Consider the following 16,908-nt stretch of genomic DNA (forward strand, 5'->3'; position numbering starts at 1 on the left):
TACCTTAAGGATTTTGCACATCTTTTCCACACGAAATTCGAAGCGGTGATTATGAATGAATTGAAACCTTATTTCGAGTGCTTCGCAAAGATGGCTGCCGCCTTTTTTAAGATAGCTATTTCCTCCTTAAGATCATCATTCTCTTTCTTCAGAGCACGAAGTTCTTTCTCTTGAGGAGTTAAACTGTTAGCATCGCCGAAGGCTCTATCGCCTTCTTCATTATGCTGACGTAGCCACTTGTATATAGTAATTTCATGAACACCAAGGTCATTAGCTACACTTTTAACGCTGCGACCTTGTTCTTTAACTAAGCGAATTGTTTCAATCTTAAAATCTTGATCATAAGTTTTTTTCTTACCCATAAGGACACCTCCATCTTACTTTTATTATACTAGCTTTGATGTGTGTCCATCAAATTGGGTAAAGGTCATATGATACAAGCGTAATAAAGCATAAGCTTGCCAAAATAAAAATAAAGCATAAAGTTGCCAATCTGGCAACTTTATGCTTTAAGTCACAGGCTTTCTTAGATTCATGGATTTAATTGGTGGAGGCGATGCGTAACTGAATAAATCCACGATTTTATATTCAAAATTGGAGCAATGGATTGATCCCCCAATATCACTTGTAATTACTTTACATCAGTCTACAATAAACCATAATATCGTTTTATTTGTACTTTTAGCTGATTTCTTAATTCATTTGTACTACTAACAGTTAAAACTTTGAAATCTTTAATATTAAAGCCTACGTCTTTTTCAAATGCTGCTCCTGGAATTCCTTTGTTATGTACGAGTATAAAATTATCATGACCTCTTTCATATCCTTGATTCAAGCCCATCAAATATCCAATTTCATGATAAACATTTTTGTTTCCTAAACTTAAATCCGCAATGAGGAACCCACAACCTTCTACAAGACTTAATATTTCATCCGCTATTTTATATGAATAGCCTGTATCGAACTGATCGATTCGTATTTCTCTTAATTTAAGCTCTAGTCTTAATTCATTATTAACATCATCAACAGCGTTCTTGATTGCTTCATAATTTTGCCAAGTATCCCCACTAAATTGCATTGAGATAAAAATTGTTCTTTTTCTGCTTTCCATAATTTTATCAAATACAGTAACAAACTCATTTATACAGTAGCCGTTTGAGACTTCAGTTTCATCAATTGTATATATATGGTTATCTACAACCCAGTTTTTGAAAGGCTGAACCAATCTTTCATCCTTGATGTAGTAATAAATAAATGCTTCTAAAACTCTACTGTTTGAACATTCCTTAAGTTGAAAATTGTTTGCATATATAGCATTAATTGCGGAGAATGCTGATTTTACAATATTTATTGCTACATTATCGTACTGAACTATTTGATTCTTAAGAAGAAATTTATATAAATTTAAGAAGAATGTGCGCTCTGCCTTTTCAACAGACTTTTTCAGATTAAAAAGTATTGAAAAATCTATATTTCCAAATAGCTTACGTGCAAAATAATATTCCCACCCAAACGATACATCTGATTTTAACTTCTCGTCAGGAAATAGATACGTATCTTCTAAAATTAACTTTAAGTTTTGTTCTTTGGTAAGTGGAATATGCTTATAATTAATATTATGAAATAACGCTCTACTAAACTTTTTCGCTTCCGACTCATTCCTAAAAAGTATAAGACAGTATGGAACATTGTAATTTTCAAACCTCTTATCTTCTTTAGTCGCACTTAAACGATGATTCCCGTCAATCCGATTAAACATCCTAAAGCCTGGCTTAAGAATGGTTTTTTCAGAAATATCGAGCGTTGTTCTTCTAAAAAAGTCATATCTTTCCCCAGCGTCTGTGCTTAATCCCTTACTTTTACTAACAGTATACTGTAATTTAAATTGATCAAAAGTTTCATTAAAATTGCTTTCTTCAAAAAATGATTTATATAAGTGATCAACTTTTGTCATATCTCCACTGTCAGGTTCTAAGACAGCTCCAAGAATTACCTCTGGAAAAAACAAGAATTCTCCACTGCTTAAAAATTCAAACATTTCCCGTCTATGCTCTTTTATTAAATCTCTCTGATAACTCTCATCAGCTTGCGATACTCTCTCTAAATCTCCCATTTTAGCATAGCCACGAAGAGAAATAAAATTATCAAAAGCCTTGTCCAATATTCCTAGCAATTTCATTCTATTACCCCTACAATCATATTTTCAACTTCATTTTTTTGTTTTTCAAATTCCTCTTGAGCTTCTTTCCTTAGCTTTGCGGATTTTGTTCTTATATTATCAAACTTCTCAACAATACTACTTTGTTTTATATGGTCAGGCACTGGTATAGGGAAGTTCCTGATCGTTGAAAAATTTAAATTATTTATATTTGTACCTCCAAGCACACGAAAAAGGAATGATCGATAAACTTTAGATTGAAGAAAACTAAATAAGTACTTCGAATTTATTGAATTAGGATATACTCTGAGTACCATCATAAACCCACCAAAATAATATTCGAGGTCATCTTCAATAAAAGCTACCTTTCCAACATGTTCCTTGCTCCCGCTTGCTGCACTCATCAAAATATCATCTTTTTTAAGCTTTTGCGTTTCAGAAATATTAAAGTCTTCCCTTATATATCTAACATCATTTAAGTCTAACTCATTAGTATAAAGATCAATATTGTTTGCTCTTAAAATACCAATTCCACTGTTATCAAAGATTTCATCATTACTTGAATATGTTACTCCTCTAATCATAGAACACAAATTCTTTAGTTTTATAGTTGAATACTTACCGTTTTTAATCTCTTTTTCAACATCTTGAAAATAAACTTGATTGTAAAATGGATCAAATCTATTTCCTGATATTCCTGCAACTGTTGTTTTAAAAATTCTAGACTCAAGGCTATTATCTGTTTCAGGAAGCTTTATTTCTAGCTCTTCTTGTAAGTATTCATCAATGCTTATGGTTAGCCTATTTGCTTCCTCGTTTTTTTTTCTTTTAGCCTCAAAAGCTGCATTCATCTTTTCTACAATTTTTCTTTGCACTGAAATAGGTGGAGTAATAATTGGATATTTTCTCAAGTTACTAATTACAACTCTTCCCCTAGTACCACCTGAATCTAGCCTCCAAAATAACCGTTGTCCTATTTTTGTATTAATATATGTTGCTACATATTCTGGAAGACACTCATTCGCATTGACTGTAAGAGCTGCCAAATCACCTCTAATATTTGCCTCAATTATATTGTTTGGTATTACACACGCAGCCCCCATTGTAGCGCCAGTCTTTGCTATAACAATATCTCCGGGCTCTACTTTTGATCTTCTAATCTTGTTATGAGCATCCTCACTTATAAATACAAAATTATCAGTCTTTAAAGCTCCATCACCATTAGTTACATCCCCCACTCGAATAAATGGAATCCCTTTTTCAACATAATCTGACGCTTTTATAGCACTGCCAAACGGACCATCAACTATTCTATCACAGATTTTAGTTAATTTTTTATAATCATACGGTGAGTGTTGTAGTTTATATAAATCTTCATAATTAGAGGGCCTATAATACTCACTATCAAGGCGCCCTTCCAACTCATTTCTTCTAATTATGAAGATTTTGTTTTTGTCTACATGAGGTGAAAGAATAAAACTCATTCAATACCCTCCTCAATAGATCTAATAAATCTTGATAATTCTTTGCCTATATCAACTAATTCATTTACTGGCGTAGGTTTCCCAGCTGCATCATAACCAATCTCCTCTGCTATTGCCATAAAAATCGAATAATCGTCAATTACTTTCTGTTTACTTTCAAAATATTCCTCAGTTAGAGATTCTTTAAGGTCACATATTTTTTCATTAAAATACTCAGTAATTCCATTCTTCCATTCACTATAAGCCTGAGACTTTTTTAACTCTGTCCCTTTCAATCCTTCTGGATTTTTAAAATCTCTTAGCTCTGCTATGTGCATTTTCTTTTCAGTCTCTAGTTCCCTTAATTTTTGATAAAATTTTCTATTTTGTTTTATACTATCTTTTAATTTTTCTTTTTGTATTTTTATTCTTTGAGTTGTCTCATAATAGTGCTTTTTTAAAAAAAGTACTGAACTCTTTACACCTGCTCCTGTTGATATAAATGCAGCTTGTGGTAAAGAAACAACAGCAACAATACGGTACATTTCCTCTATTGCATCACGTACATATTGCATACTTGAATTAGTTAACAATCCATCTGGCACTACGATTGCTAAATATCCACCTTCACGTAAATAGTTATAGCTTTGTTCAATAAAAAGAACCTCTGTACTCTGGCTCTCACGTAGAGATGACTTACTATTTGGATTTAGCCAGTCAACTTCCTTCATAGCAAAGCCATACTGGTGTATGTATGCACGCTCAGTTTGTTTAATAATTGATCCGAATGGTGGGTTAGTTAGTATAAAGTCAAAACTATTGTATTGGAAATCTCTATTATTAGTTTTATTTTGTAAATCAACATCAGATATTAGCCCATCTGCAGTAACAACATTAGTATGACCGTCATCATGAATTATCATATTCATTTTTGCAGTACGAGCAATTTGTTCATTTATTTCTATACCAAAAAGATTATTTTTAGCGAAATTGTGCCAATGAGCAAAGTGATTTCTACCTTCTGGTTTATTATCATCGCCAATTTCATCTGGATAATATAAGTCGGCTTCTTCTCTCACCTTATTTAATGCATGGAGTAGGAACCCGCCACTCCCACAGGATGTATCTAGAACCTTTGAATTATGAGTTATATTTAAAACATCAACTATAAACTTAACAACCGGGCGTGGTGTGAAAAATTGTCCAAAATCACCCCTAAAAAAAGATCCTAAGAAGGTTTCAAATGCTCTTCCTTTACAATCTAAATCTGTTTTGCTAAGGTTAATATTTTCTAAATATCCTACAACGGTCCTACATTTAGCTGATGATAATCTGATTCCATCTCTAAAAACCTCTGGATCTTTTTTTCTACCCTCTTCATAAATCGCCTTTATTCGATCTAGCAAACTAGAATTTGTTTTTTCTTCAGAGCCTTTTTTGAATATTTGAAAATCATATGGATCACCTTTCTTTCTAGCTTTACGCTCATCCCATATTTTACAAAAAATTAATTTATCCAGTTCATCAAAAGCTTCTGAAGGGTTTAGCTCTCCCCCCCCCCAAAGAGCCTGATGCGCAAGTCTAAAACGTTTTGTAAGCTCATCTTCCGATACAATTTCTAGATCGAACAGCTTCTGCCCTTTATGAGTACCTCCACCTTTAGCATACTTAAACTCTGCCAATTCTGTAACACCAAATTGGGGAATATCTGCTTCAGAATTTCTAACATCTTTATCTTTATCTATCTGATAATATTCATTTTTTATTTTAGATGTTACCCATATATATTTTGAAGTTCCTGCTAGTGCATAAGCATACGCAAAAGCTTGATTTACGGCTTGAGAAAACTCCAGCTCAGAAGCCTCTTCTTTTTTACATTCGATAATAATATGTGGTTGACTACAAGCATCATCATTATAAACAATAATATCTGCTTCCTTAACTGTTGCTCCCATAGTAACTGGAACAAACTGCTTGATTCTTTTAGGATTATAATTATATATAAAAATAAGCTTTAAATAAGTTTCTGCCTGTACTAATTCCTCAGGATTTGTAAAGTTTCTTCGCTTATTTTCATACAAGTATGTAATATATCTACACTCTTCATCAACACTAATTATTTTTTTATTTATACCCTGCTCTATTAAACCCATTCTCAACCTCTCATTTCGTAAACTAATAATTTAAAATAGTTAAAATTTAATAATTTCTCACGAAAGTATATCTTTTACCAATTGAAATTATATCATAAATCAAGATTCCATACCATCCAACTTCAACTATAAAATATAAAAGAAAATATAGTATGTAACAGATATATTTAACCTAGGGCCATCTTTATCTATTTCCCTATGTATTTAAAAACTCCTTTGCTTTTTGTTTCTTTAATTTCGACATCAATGAATTATCAAAAAAATCATTGCAACGAAGACCTAAATAATATTTTATATTCACCTCTCTGTTTCACTTGGTGGAGCCACCCTCACCCTACAAAACCCACCTACGCAAAAAAGCCGCATAAAATGCGGATTTTTGCGTAGGCGGGTTTAATTGTCTAATAACTCAGATTTTAATACAATTTAGTATTAATCATTTATGCTAGATTGTTCTATTAGTGATAAAAAAGTATGGGTTTATACTAAATAGTGCACATTCTCTTATTCATCTATAAATTCCTCAGTAATTATTTTTCCTTCATTAATATAAACCTAATGGTAGGTTAAGTATCCATCAACAATAATTTAGATTTAGAATTAAGCTCAAAAATCTACTTCACCAAAATAAAATTACAATGCAAATAAGCCGAAATATATTGATTATCTATTATTAAACTCTATTACTGCCTCTTCAATAGTATCGTATATATAATCGCTTGGTTCTAAATCATCCATATTTTCCACATTTATATTATAAATACGGTATTCTCTTATAGCTTCTATAATTTTCTCTTTTCCTAATTCAACATCGACATCACCTAGCATACGTTCTAATACTGCTTGAGCAACATCGTCATAATAAAACTCCTCACCTGTGTCGTATTCTTCTAATTCATCTCTTATATAATCCTCCATATTATCTTCTATCCAGCAATCTAATAGTTCCACTCCAATATCTCTTAAAGAATACTCAACTTGATGTTGAATAAAACTATCCATTTTTTTAAAATCAAATCCATTTTCATCTTCATTTATAGTTAGTTCAACTAAGTTCCAGATATTATCTGTGTTCGCATATTGAAACAAAAGTTTTACAAATTCATTATTACTCAATATTTCACTGAAATCATAATTTAGTTTAAAAACATTTAATATATTGCTTGAATTATAAAAAAATAAAACTGGACCAAATTCTAAAACTTGCTTCAAAACTGCAATAACAATTGGTTGATAATCTTTGTCTTCAATCTCGAATTCAAACAAGTATTTTAAGTACTGTATTAATATTGAGTTTGCAAAGCTTATAGGGGTTTTATCATTGAGGTTGTATGTAATCGGTAATACATGTAATTTGAAGAAATCAGGTTGCATTATAATCTTTCTAATATAGGATTTATTCAATCTTTCTATTTGTTCAAAATAAACGGCAGTACTAATAATATTATTTACACTGGCTATTGAAATCTTATTTTTCAAATAATCTAGTAACGATGGATGGATAAATTCAATTTTATCATTATCATAATGTATTAATGCTTTGATACGATTATGAATTTCCGATAATGAGACATCTGGTGACTTGTTTAATTGTTTTATATAGTTTTCATAACACTCATCGACAATACTTTGTTCAATAAAGCTATCTGATAAAGAGTACAGTATATTAATATATTCACGAGAAGCATCATTTAACGCATTGTATTCCTTTTCCCATATATCTTCTGGATTATTTAAATTTTTTAAAAAAATTTTTTCAAATTCTGATGCTTCTGCGTCACGACAATCGCTAGCAGCCACCCCAATAATAAAAGGAGTAAAATTTCTATGTCCAAAAATTTTTTCTACTGTTTTATCATTCCAAATTTTTTCGACAAATAAATTTTTTATTTTATCCAAGATTTCATTTTTAAAGCAATATACTTGAAAAATTCTGTACTTATCTTCAGGAGTTGTCCAAATTTCTAAATCTTCTATTTCAAAATTTACTTTTATCAACGTACCTATTTTTTTGCTATGTACTTTAGCAGCCTCAAATAATGTTTTACGTGAATTAAAAACAAACTTCTTGTTATCATAATTCTCAATGTTTTTAATAAAATCTTCTAACTTATCAAAATAGTTTTCAGAGTTACATATTTGTGTATTTCCTAAAAAATCATCAAAAATTAATATTTCTTTTTCATCAATGTCTTGCGCTATTAAATTGCAAATATTTTGAAAATCATTTTCTTTAGGACAGCGAACAAATCTAAATTTATAACCATATTTTTCAATAAAATAATTTGCAATCATAATTGAGGTATCTGTTTTCCCTATCCCTGAACACCCTACCAACATCATAGAATTTTTATTTTCTAGCTTACCCACAGCTCTTTTGTATTGTGATGTCTCTACAAAATGATTTTTTAATTTCTCTATTGTCTTAATAATAAGTTGAGAACGATAATTATTTATATGCTTGATTTCATTTCCAAAATATATAATACTGTTAGTTATATTTGTAACATCTCCAGAAATCAAAGTGTTACCATCACGCATTTTGTTATTATTTATGTTGTGATCCGTAAAAGTCACCTCCAATCACTGTATTACCATCACGCATTTTATTCTTGTGAATGATAGTTTCTTTTGTACTTATTTGTTGATGTATTTTTATTACTTTACTTGCTGCAAATATTGATACCCCTAAGCCAACAATTGAACAAAGTCCAGAAATAAAATTAAATACTTCCATTGTACACACTCTCCTATATACATTAGTTAAATAAAGTATCTTTATTAATATTGAAATATTAAAATTGGACTTCCTCCATATTATTTTCATCACTATTTAATGTTATTTTGTGGCAAGCCGGGATGGTCCTTGCTTGCTAACCTAACCATTCAATATTCTACTTACTCTAGATTCACTTATTCCTCCAAAAACTTGTCCCATTTCTTTTAGTGTTAAACTTGAATTCTTTCGCAAGTATCTTATCATTTCATTGCGTATATCCTTATTTAAAATGCATACTTCCATAGAAAGACTTCTATCTGCTAGCATATATGATAAGGTTTCTTTTGCGTCGTTAATAGAATCTATGAATACAGTGTTTTCCTTTACACTGTCATGATGATCTTTAATATCTAGAATCTCCACTGTGTTCCCTAGCTTATTGACATAATGCTGATATTCCTCAATCCCTTTACTTCTTATATTAGAAAAAACATTCAATACTTTACTTATATCAATGAATTCTGATGTCATATTTCCTATATAATCTACATAGCTGCTCCATCTATAGGCCTCTGGCCGTTTTACTATATTGGCCTTCACAGGATTGTTGTGGATATATTTGCTTACCTCTAATAAATGTGTATCATCTATAATTAGTTCGCTTCTAAATCGATTCTGAAAGAAATGCCCACATCTTTTATATTTTCGATTGAAATATAACACATAACTTACATTGATACTTTTCATGATTTTAGATATATCATTACCATTGTCATTGATTAGAAGATGCACATGGTGTTTGGTCGAACAATGGCGCGCCAGTATATACTGCGTTTCCATCACCCGCCTCTAGAACCGTACGTGAAGTTTTCCTTCATACGGCTCACTTAACAGCTTCTTAAAACAGTTTATGTTTCCTAATGTATTGGATTCGCTTTCATTCTATGATATCGGATTTTGTAGTCATCATAAAGACCCCACTCTTCATATATCACGTCCTTACTCCATCTCTTCCAGCCATATCCCATTCGCTTTTGTTTCTTTGCCTGAAATCGTCTAACTTTTCGTTCTATCCAATTTCGTATAAAGTTGAACAGCTTTGAGCAGTGTCCAATACGGAAATAGTTAACCCATCCTCTTATTTTGGGATTCAGTAGTTTTATCATTTCTCGTACATTAAGAAATCGAAATTCTCTGAGGTGTGTCTTTACTTCATTAATGAATTTTTGTACCTGCTTCTTCTTCGGTCGGATCTGAACCATCCTTTTCCCGTTGTGAGTTTTAATTAATCGATATTCAAATCCCAGAAATCCAAAGGTGTCTCCCTTTTCCATATTAACAATCTTTGTCTTCTCAGTGTTCAGGCTTACTTTCAAATTTCCCAGTTCCTCTTTCAACCGTCTTGCCGCTTTATCCACTAGCCATTGTAATCTTTCATGTCCGTTTACAGCAATTACTAGATCATCGGCAAATCTGCAATAGTCTAGTTGTTCATATTCTTTTCGTCGTGTTTCTTTGATTGCCTTTTCAAACATATGATCTATCGCATTCAGATAGATATTGCTTAACAATGGTGATATCACTCCACCTTGCGGTACTCCCTTTTTTCCGCTTGCTTTCAATATCTGTTTAAGCAGTTTCATGATCTTTCCATCATTTACTCGCCTTGCAACCTTTTTCATCAATATACCATGGGATACATTATCAAAGTAAGCTCTCAGGTCTACATCTATGATTTTCGTAAATCCTCTCTTGATTCCTCTTGAGACATTGACTACTGCTTCATGCTGGGTTTTCCCCGGCCTGTATCCATAGCTTTTCCCTGAAAAGTCCGCTTCAAATATCGGTTCCAGTATAAGTTTTAGTGCTCCTTGTACTACCCTGTCTTTTATGGTAGGTATTTTCAGTACTCTGACTTTACCATCCCCCTTGGGTATCTCAACTTTTCTGGTCCTTGTCGGACTGTATTCTCCTGTCTTTAGTTCTTTCTCGATTTCTGCAATAAACTTATTAACTCCATTAGCTTCAATATCTTCAAAGCTAATGGAGTCAATCCCTGGGCTTCCATTATTTCTTTTTGCTTCCCGATATGCCTGTTTTAGGGTCTCGGGCTTGCATACATGGCAATATAGCCCCCAAAAGCGTTTTTGTTTTTCAGATTTCGCCGTTTTGTATATCTTTCTTCTTAAATCTTGCAGATTGATGGCAGCTCCTGTCCTCACTACCCTGCCTCCTTTTCGTTGAAAGATTGCTGTTAATTTGGCCCCTTCCTTCCTACCGATTTTTGTTTATCGGTGATCCTTAGTACTACGGACCATTCCGCCATCCTCCTGTCTTTCGTCCAATTTCCGATCATCCAACCGTTATATGGATTACCTTGCTTCCGCAGATTTCTCATACGGGACAGGTAGGACTTCCCCATTTTCATCACACAACTTTATTTCCATGCCATCACTGATACCCCGCCGAAGTCCCGCTACTATGTGGATAGTTAAGTAGTCGAAATGCTGTCTTCACCTATGAACAAGAGGCTCGACCTTCGGTTGATCTGCCTTTACGAGGCTACATATGTGTTCACTTTCGTTACGGCCTGGAAATTTGCTCACCCGGCTATACCGGATTTTATCCGCAGGCTTAGACGTTTCAATTTCTCTCCACGGCTAGCTGTGTGTGCCTTAGCTGGGCACGCTATCCATAAGACAATAGGCATAGATAATAAAATTATATTTGTACTTCATTTTCACTAGTGTTTCTATATATCGGTTTTTATCATGATCAGATGAAAAGATATCTTTTCTATCGTTCCCTCGCTGTATGATATGATAGGTCGAAAATTCTCCTTTTTCTCTAGCTTGTCTTGGCAATCTTCCCACCTCCACACTCCCAGTCTATTCCAAATTTATACTCCTGTCAATCTAGCAAACAAGGACCGTCCCCACTTGCTACCTCCTATTCTAGGTTTATAGGGGCAGACCCACTTCAAGATGTTCCAATCCAGTATCAAGCAACTTGTAGTACCTCTCTATAAATCCTTCAGATAAGTCTTCTTCAGTACTAATCCATGCAGCAAGCTATACTCCGGCAATTGCCCCGGAGAGGTTACATACTGCAAAGTCATCCTAGCTACGTCCAGCCCGTTCTGCCACCAAGTGGGGAAGAAAATTTCGGCTGACTAAGCTATTTCTTTTATTTTTATGAAAATTACCTTCTTAGTTTAAAGAGTTTAAAGTCAATTATGATATAATCAATTCAGAACATTCGTTCCGTTTAAAAGGGGGGGATTTATTATGTTGCTTGAAGAAAGAGCTTATATTGCAGGAATTATAGATGGAGAAGGAAGTATTATGCTTACAAAATTTCATAAAAATCAATTTCCTTCGCCTTGTATTACTATAGCTTCTACTTCGCTGGAATTGCTTGAATGGATTAAAAACACAAGTAAGGTTGGACACGTAAAGTCAAAGAAAAATTATAACCCAAACTGTCACAAAGACTCCTATACATATCTGGTAAAATATAATGATGCAATTTCTTTATTAGAGCAAATTGAACCATTTCTGATAATTCCTCAAAAAAGAGTACGAGCTCAACTGATTCTCAATGAATATAAGTCATTAACACCAAGGAATGGGAGATATACCCCTGACCGAATCCGAGCAAAGGATGATTTTTATAATAGATTTATGGCAATATAAAAAAAAATGGATTGTGTATTTATGAAATACACAATCCATTTTTTTATTGGTGGAGGCGAGGGGACACATCATTCCATTGTTTCCAACGGTGCTGACTATATCTTGAACTTCTATTGAAGTCCTCTGGCGTGTTATAGAAGTTTTAGTATCGTTTATAACTCCTATCCTAGTAGATCCTTATGGATGCCTATGAGTCGATACAGAGCTGTTGGATTACTCCACATACTCCTCGGTATTGCCGTCGTCTTTACGTTACGGTTTCACCGATCAAGCCAGATTTTCACTTGCAGCTCACGCCACAAGGCGACTCTTTTGAATCGAACCCCTGTCCGAAAGCACTTTGCCAACAGCTTCTCCGAGTGCAGTCATTGTTTTAAGATCTCGTCTCCAGCAGCGCCCAATGACAGGCTTTGCCATCAACCAGTCCCAATTGTTCCACCTTTGGGTCGAGACACCCCCTCGGTAGTTCCCTACTAGTCGACGCCCTGACCCTAAACCGTAGGCAGTCTAGGCAGGACGAGCAGCTATATTAAGCTGCTAAAGCGTAATTTTCGTTTGCGTTTATCTTTAATTCCCCAGTTTTTTAAGGCGGACCCCAAGGAAAAACCTCCACTCGCTACTCCTGACTCCACACCCCCGTCGAAACCTGTACGCCCCCATGATATATATGTCAAAGCAGATCAATCTGCCTTGCAATCATAGTAGATAAATAATTTCAATCGGACGAAGTCACTACTTTAATATGACTTTTGTCTTTCTCTTAACTCCTGCTGAATACGTCGGTTTGCTTCTTTTTTAGCGATATCATCTCGCTTGTCATAAAGCTTTTTCCCTTTCGCAACAGCCAGTTGTAGTTTTACAAGACCTCTTTGATTAATATATACCTTCGTTGGTATCAAGGTATACCCCTGCTGGGTGATATAGCCTAGGAGTTTTGATATTTCTTTTTTGTGCATCAACAGTTTTCTCTTTCTTACAGGATCAACATTGAATATGTTTCCCTTTTCATAAGGACTGATGTGCATATTGTAGATGAAAATCTCTCCATTGTTAACTTCTGCATAGCTGTCTTTTAAATTGATTCGTCCCATGCGGATTGATTTTACTTCTGTACCAGTTAATACAATCCCAGCTTCATAGGTTTCCTCAATAAAATAATCATGATATGCTTTTTTATTATTGGCTACTGCTTTTCCTTCACCCATACAAACACCCACTTCAAAAGGTAATCTCAATTAAGGTCTGATAAATATATTAGCATAGAATCACCATTCTGTCAAATGGCATATTCTTCATTGCTTTTCTCTACAACCAGTTTCTTTATACCATATCATTTACTGTAGATACGCACTTTATCCTCATGTTGAAAAACAAATTCATTGCTGGTGAAATGCTGTATAGGGGAACCCCTATAGTGTTACCCATACGCAGTATTTTCCCTTGCGCTGCTTATATTCTATTCATACATTTAAACTCTATAAAACAAACTTTTTCAACGCCTTTGCTACCCCATCCTGATCATTGGAGTCAGTCACATACTTTGCATGGTTCTTCACATGATCCTCCGCATTACCCATGGCAACCCCTAGACCAGCATACTGGATCATACTGATATCATTTTCATTATCACCAAAGCAGATCACTTCTTCTGGCTTCACACCAAGAGATTTTGCCAAACGCTCAACGGCAATTCCTTTGCTGACCCCTCTATTCATGATTTCCAAGTTATTATGCCAAGATTTGCTGCACTCCAAGGTAGGTATGACCTCAATCTCTTTTCTAACCTTTTCAAGCAATTCTCTATCCTCATTAATGAACACAAATTTATAGAATTCTTCGTCGCTATTTTGGACCACTGCGTAAGGGTCCTCTACTACCCGAATATCAATTTGTTCATCTTCTTTAAGGGTCTTATTCCACTCAGAATACTTAATGGAAGCGAACTCCATACTTTGTGTATAAAAGATATCATTTGTATAAAAGTGAAAGTATAAGTTGTGCTTCTTACAAATATCTAATATCTTCATACAATCTTCCCGGATAATATGATTTTCATAGATCGTCGTACCATCCCTCAAATTCCTAACGATAGCACCATTACAAGCTATGATTGGAGTTGTTATCCCAAGGTATTTTGCATACACTCTCGCTGACGTAAATATTCTCCCTGTAGCTACGGCCACATGGATTCCCTTTGCCATGAGTTCCTTCAGCACTTTTTCTGTCTCCCCAGAAATCTTACCCGCGCTGTTTAATAATGTTCCATCCATATCACTGACAATCAACTTATAAGACATATCTAAAACCTCCTTCAAATTCCAACCACAATTCATCTTTCTTCATAAGGAAGGCACACCTTCGTGTGCCTTTGCATCAACTAAATCAGTAGAAAATCTATTTCTTTTTGGGCTACATCTGCCTTCGTCACCCTTACCCTTACTTCGTCACCAATGCGATAGGTTTTCTTGGTTCTTTCTCCCCTAAATAAATGCTGATCTGCATCATAGATATAATAATCATCTACCAAAGAGCTAATCCGTACCAAACCTTCTATCGTGTTCTCCAACTCGATGAACATACCAAAGGAAGTGACACTGCTAATGATACCATCAAATTCTTCATCAATATGATAACTCATATATTCGGTTTTCTTGAGATCATCAGTCTCTCTCTCAGCTTCTTCTGCCGTTCTTTCACGTTCTGAAGATTTTTCAGCCGCCTTGGCAACAATACCCTTCAACTGCTCTATTCTATTCTGCGTAATTTTTCCCTCTAAGCTTTCCTTTATAATTCGATGTATTTGCAAATCCGGATATCTTCGAATCGGAGAAGTAAAGTGAGAATAATATTGAGCTGCTAATCCAAAGTGACCACTGCATTGTGGCGAATACTTTGCTTGTTTTAAAGAGCGAAGCATTAGGGTATTTATTATTCTTTCTTCCTTCTGCCCCTCTACCTTCTTTAAAAGGTCCTGTAGCGCTTTCGGATGTACTTCCGTGTTCACGCCCTTTAGATGATAACCAAAATTATGAATAAACTTATTGAACGCTTCTATTTTCTCCATGTCAGGTTCTTCATGGATACGATATACAAAAGGTATATTCGCCCAATAATAATGCTCCGCCACTGTTTCATTACAGATCAGCATAAATTCCTCGATAATTCGATTGGCAATTCTTCTTTCTGCCCTTTTAATGTCAACAGGTTTTCCGTTTTCGTCTAGAATGATCTTTGCCTCGTCAAAATCAAAATCAATATTCCCTCTGTCATCCCGTCTCTTTCTCAGGATCTTGCATAATTCCTCCATCAGCTTGAAATTATCAATGAGATAATCGTACCGCTTTAGCAATTCCTCATCCTGCTTTTCCAAAATATCTGATACATCTGTATAGGTCATTCGCTCACAGGTCTTGATAACACTCTCATAGATCTCGTGTTCAACCACATGTCCTTTTTTATCAATCTCCATATTCACAGATAATGTAAGACGATCTACCCTCGGATTCAAGCTGCACATGCCATTGGAAAGCTTCCTTGGAAGCATGGGAATAACCCGGTCTACCAAATAGACGCTGGTAGCCCTCTTTAAAGCTTCTTTATCCAATGGCTTGCCCTCTTTCACATAATAGGTAACGTCTGCAATATGAACCCCTAAAAGATAATTTCCATTTGGCAGTTTTTTTACAGAGACAGCATCGTCTAAGTCTTTTGCATCGGCACCGTCAATGGTAACAATCTGTTCATTTCTTAAATCTCTTCTTCTAGCAATCTCTTCCTCTGGTATGGTCTCTGGTATCTCTTCTGCTTCATCCTCAACTTTTTTAGGAAACTCCTCGGGTAGCTTATATTTTCTTATGATAGATACAATATCCGTTCCAACGTCATCCTTATGACCGATGACCTCAATCACTTTGCCTTCCGGATTTCTCCTAGCTTCAGGCCAGCGAGTAATTTCACAAACTACCTTATAGCCATCCCTTGCGCCATTGAATTCACTCTTGGGTATGTATATATCCATATTCAGTCGGCGGTCATCTGCCACTACAAAGCCAAAATTCTTACTGCTTTCAAAGGTTCCTACAATTTCCTTATTTGCTCTTTCAATAATTCGAATGACTTCACCTTCACACTTCTTTCCATCATTGCTCCGCTTTACAACCCTGGCCACAATCCGGTCGTTATGCATAGCTCCATTCAAATCATTGGCGGGAATAAAAACATCAGAGTATCCTGGTAACTCTGAAAGTAAAAAACCAAAGCCTTTGGCATGCTGCTGGAGCTTCCCTACCATAAGATTCATACGCTCTGGAGCTGCATATCTGTTTTTCTTCGTTTTAATAATCTCTCCTCGGTGTTCCATATCCTCTAATATGGAATAGAACTCTGCAATATCCACGGGCCCTATTTCAAATACATTTGCCAACTCCATATCTAACATTGGACTGTAGGCCTTCTCCCGCATAAATTCTAATATTTTCTCTCGAATGCTCAATGTCATTCCTCCAATCTATGAAATACCTAAATATATCCAAATACATGTTTATATTTTACCCCAATTCTAGGTAATTATTTCTTTGGATATATTATTAGCTCAATATTTTCTCAATAATATTCATTGATAGTCAAAGTTTTTAGAATACTACTTCATCTTTTAACGATCCTTTACATTTATACCCATCATGGAAAATGACTATTCAGCCTATTTCCCAGGGAATATCAA

General features: G+C 34.6%; 14 protein-coding genes and 1 other RNA gene. 1 reads left to right on the forward strand and 14 read right to left on the reverse strand.

Annotated features, from left to right (window positions below; all coding sequences use genetic code 11):
* Positions 1-68: 68 nt before the first annotated feature.
* The 10 genes from HNQ80_RS03045 to HNQ80_RS03085 form a co-directional block, all read right to left on the reverse strand.
* Positions 69-362 carry a transposase gene (locus HNQ80_RS03045; RefSeq protein ID WP_184308078.1) on the reverse strand — a complete coding sequence of 98 codons (294 nt, stop codon included), beginning with the start codon at positions 360-362 and terminating at the stop codon, positions 69-71.
* A 284-nt stretch (positions 363-646) separates the two neighbouring features.
* Positions 647-2,179 (reverse strand): hypothetical protein, encoded by a 1,533-nt coding sequence (locus HNQ80_RS03050; protein WP_184308082.1) that lies wholly within the window; start codon positions 2,177-2,179, stop codon positions 647-649.
* Entirely contained in the window at positions 2,176-3,642 is a 1,467-nt protein-coding gene (locus tag HNQ80_RS03055) for a restriction endonuclease subunit S (protein WP_184308084.1), read from the reverse strand. The genes HNQ80_RS03050 and HNQ80_RS03055 overlap by 4 nt, the downstream gene beginning before the upstream one ends.
* Entirely contained in the window at positions 3,639-5,774 is a 2,136-nt protein-coding gene (locus HNQ80_RS03060; RefSeq protein WP_184308086.1) for a restriction endonuclease subunit M, read from the reverse strand. Before HNQ80_RS03060 ends, HNQ80_RS03055 begins: the two co-directional genes overlap by 4 nt.
* Before the next feature lie 663 nt (positions 5,775-6,437).
* Positions 6,438-8,315, reverse strand: coding sequence for an nSTAND3 domain-containing NTPase (locus HNQ80_RS03065; protein ID WP_207726832.1), 1,878 nt, complete (start codon positions 8,313-8,315; stop codon positions 6,438-6,440).
* 7 nt (positions 8,316-8,322) lie between these two features.
* Positions 8,323-8,511 (reverse strand): hypothetical protein, encoded by a 189-nt coding sequence (locus tag HNQ80_RS03070; protein ID WP_184308089.1) that lies wholly within the window; start codon positions 8,509-8,511, stop codon positions 8,323-8,325.
* Between the two features lie 141 nt (positions 8,512-8,652).
* Positions 8,653-9,333 carry a transposase gene (locus tag HNQ80_RS03075; RefSeq protein WP_184308090.1) on the reverse strand — a complete coding sequence of 227 codons (681 nt, stop codon included), beginning with the start codon at positions 9,331-9,333 and terminating at the stop codon, positions 8,653-8,655.
* A gap of 77 nt (positions 9,334-9,410) precedes the next feature.
* Positions 9,411-10,715, reverse strand: a complete 1,305-nt coding sequence (gene ltrA, locus HNQ80_RS03080; RefSeq protein ID WP_184308091.1) for a group II intron reverse transcriptase/maturase — start codon at positions 10,713-10,715, stop codon at positions 9,411-9,413.
* A gap of 32 nt (positions 10,716-10,747) precedes the next feature.
* Positions 10,748-10,921, reverse strand: a complete 174-nt coding sequence (locus tag HNQ80_RS25560) for a hypothetical protein (protein WP_207726833.1) — start codon at positions 10,919-10,921, stop codon at positions 10,748-10,750.
* A 247-nt stretch (positions 10,922-11,168) separates the two neighbouring features.
* Positions 11,169-11,357, reverse strand: coding sequence for a transposase (locus HNQ80_RS03085; protein ID WP_184308093.1), 189 nt, complete (start codon positions 11,355-11,357; stop codon positions 11,169-11,171).
* Positions 11,358-11,780: 423 nt separating this feature from the next.
* On the opposite strand from HNQ80_RS03085, the gene HNQ80_RS03090 reads away from it, so the two are divergent.
* Positions 11,781-12,188, forward strand: coding sequence for an LAGLIDADG family homing endonuclease (locus tag HNQ80_RS03090; protein WP_184308095.1), 408 nt, complete (start codon positions 11,781-11,783; stop codon positions 12,186-12,188).
* Between the two features lie 313 nt (positions 12,189-12,501).
* On the opposite strand, the gene ssrA is transcribed toward HNQ80_RS03090, so the two are convergent.
* The 4 genes from ssrA to rnr form a co-directional block, all read right to left on the reverse strand.
* Positions 12,502-12,838: a transfer-messenger RNA gene (gene ssrA / locus HNQ80_RS03095) on the reverse strand.
* A gap of 87 nt (positions 12,839-12,925) precedes the next feature.
* A complete protein-coding gene (gene smpB, locus HNQ80_RS03100; RefSeq protein WP_184308097.1) occupies positions 12,926-13,393 on the reverse strand; it encodes an SsrA-binding protein SmpB in 468 nt (155 codons plus the stop codon).
* 270 nt (positions 13,394-13,663) lie between these two features.
* Positions 13,664-14,485: a Cof-type HAD-IIB family hydrolase gene (locus tag HNQ80_RS03105; RefSeq protein ID WP_184308099.1), complete on the reverse strand. Its 822-nt coding sequence runs from the start codon at positions 14,483-14,485 to the stop codon at positions 13,664-13,666.
* Between the two features lie 80 nt (positions 14,486-14,565).
* The gene (rnr, locus tag HNQ80_RS03110) at positions 14,566-16,686 is read right to left on the reverse strand and encodes a ribonuclease R (RefSeq protein WP_334297381.1); all 2,121 of its coding nucleotides are present in this window, start codon (positions 16,684-16,686) and stop codon (positions 14,566-14,568) included.
* Positions 16,687-16,908: the final 222 nt, after the last annotated feature.

Origin of the sequence: Anaerosolibacter carboniphilus, from assembly GCF_014205875.1 — a bacterium.
Lineage (GTDB): Bacteria > Bacillota > Clostridia > Peptostreptococcales > Thermotaleaceae > Anaerosolibacter > Anaerosolibacter carboniphilus.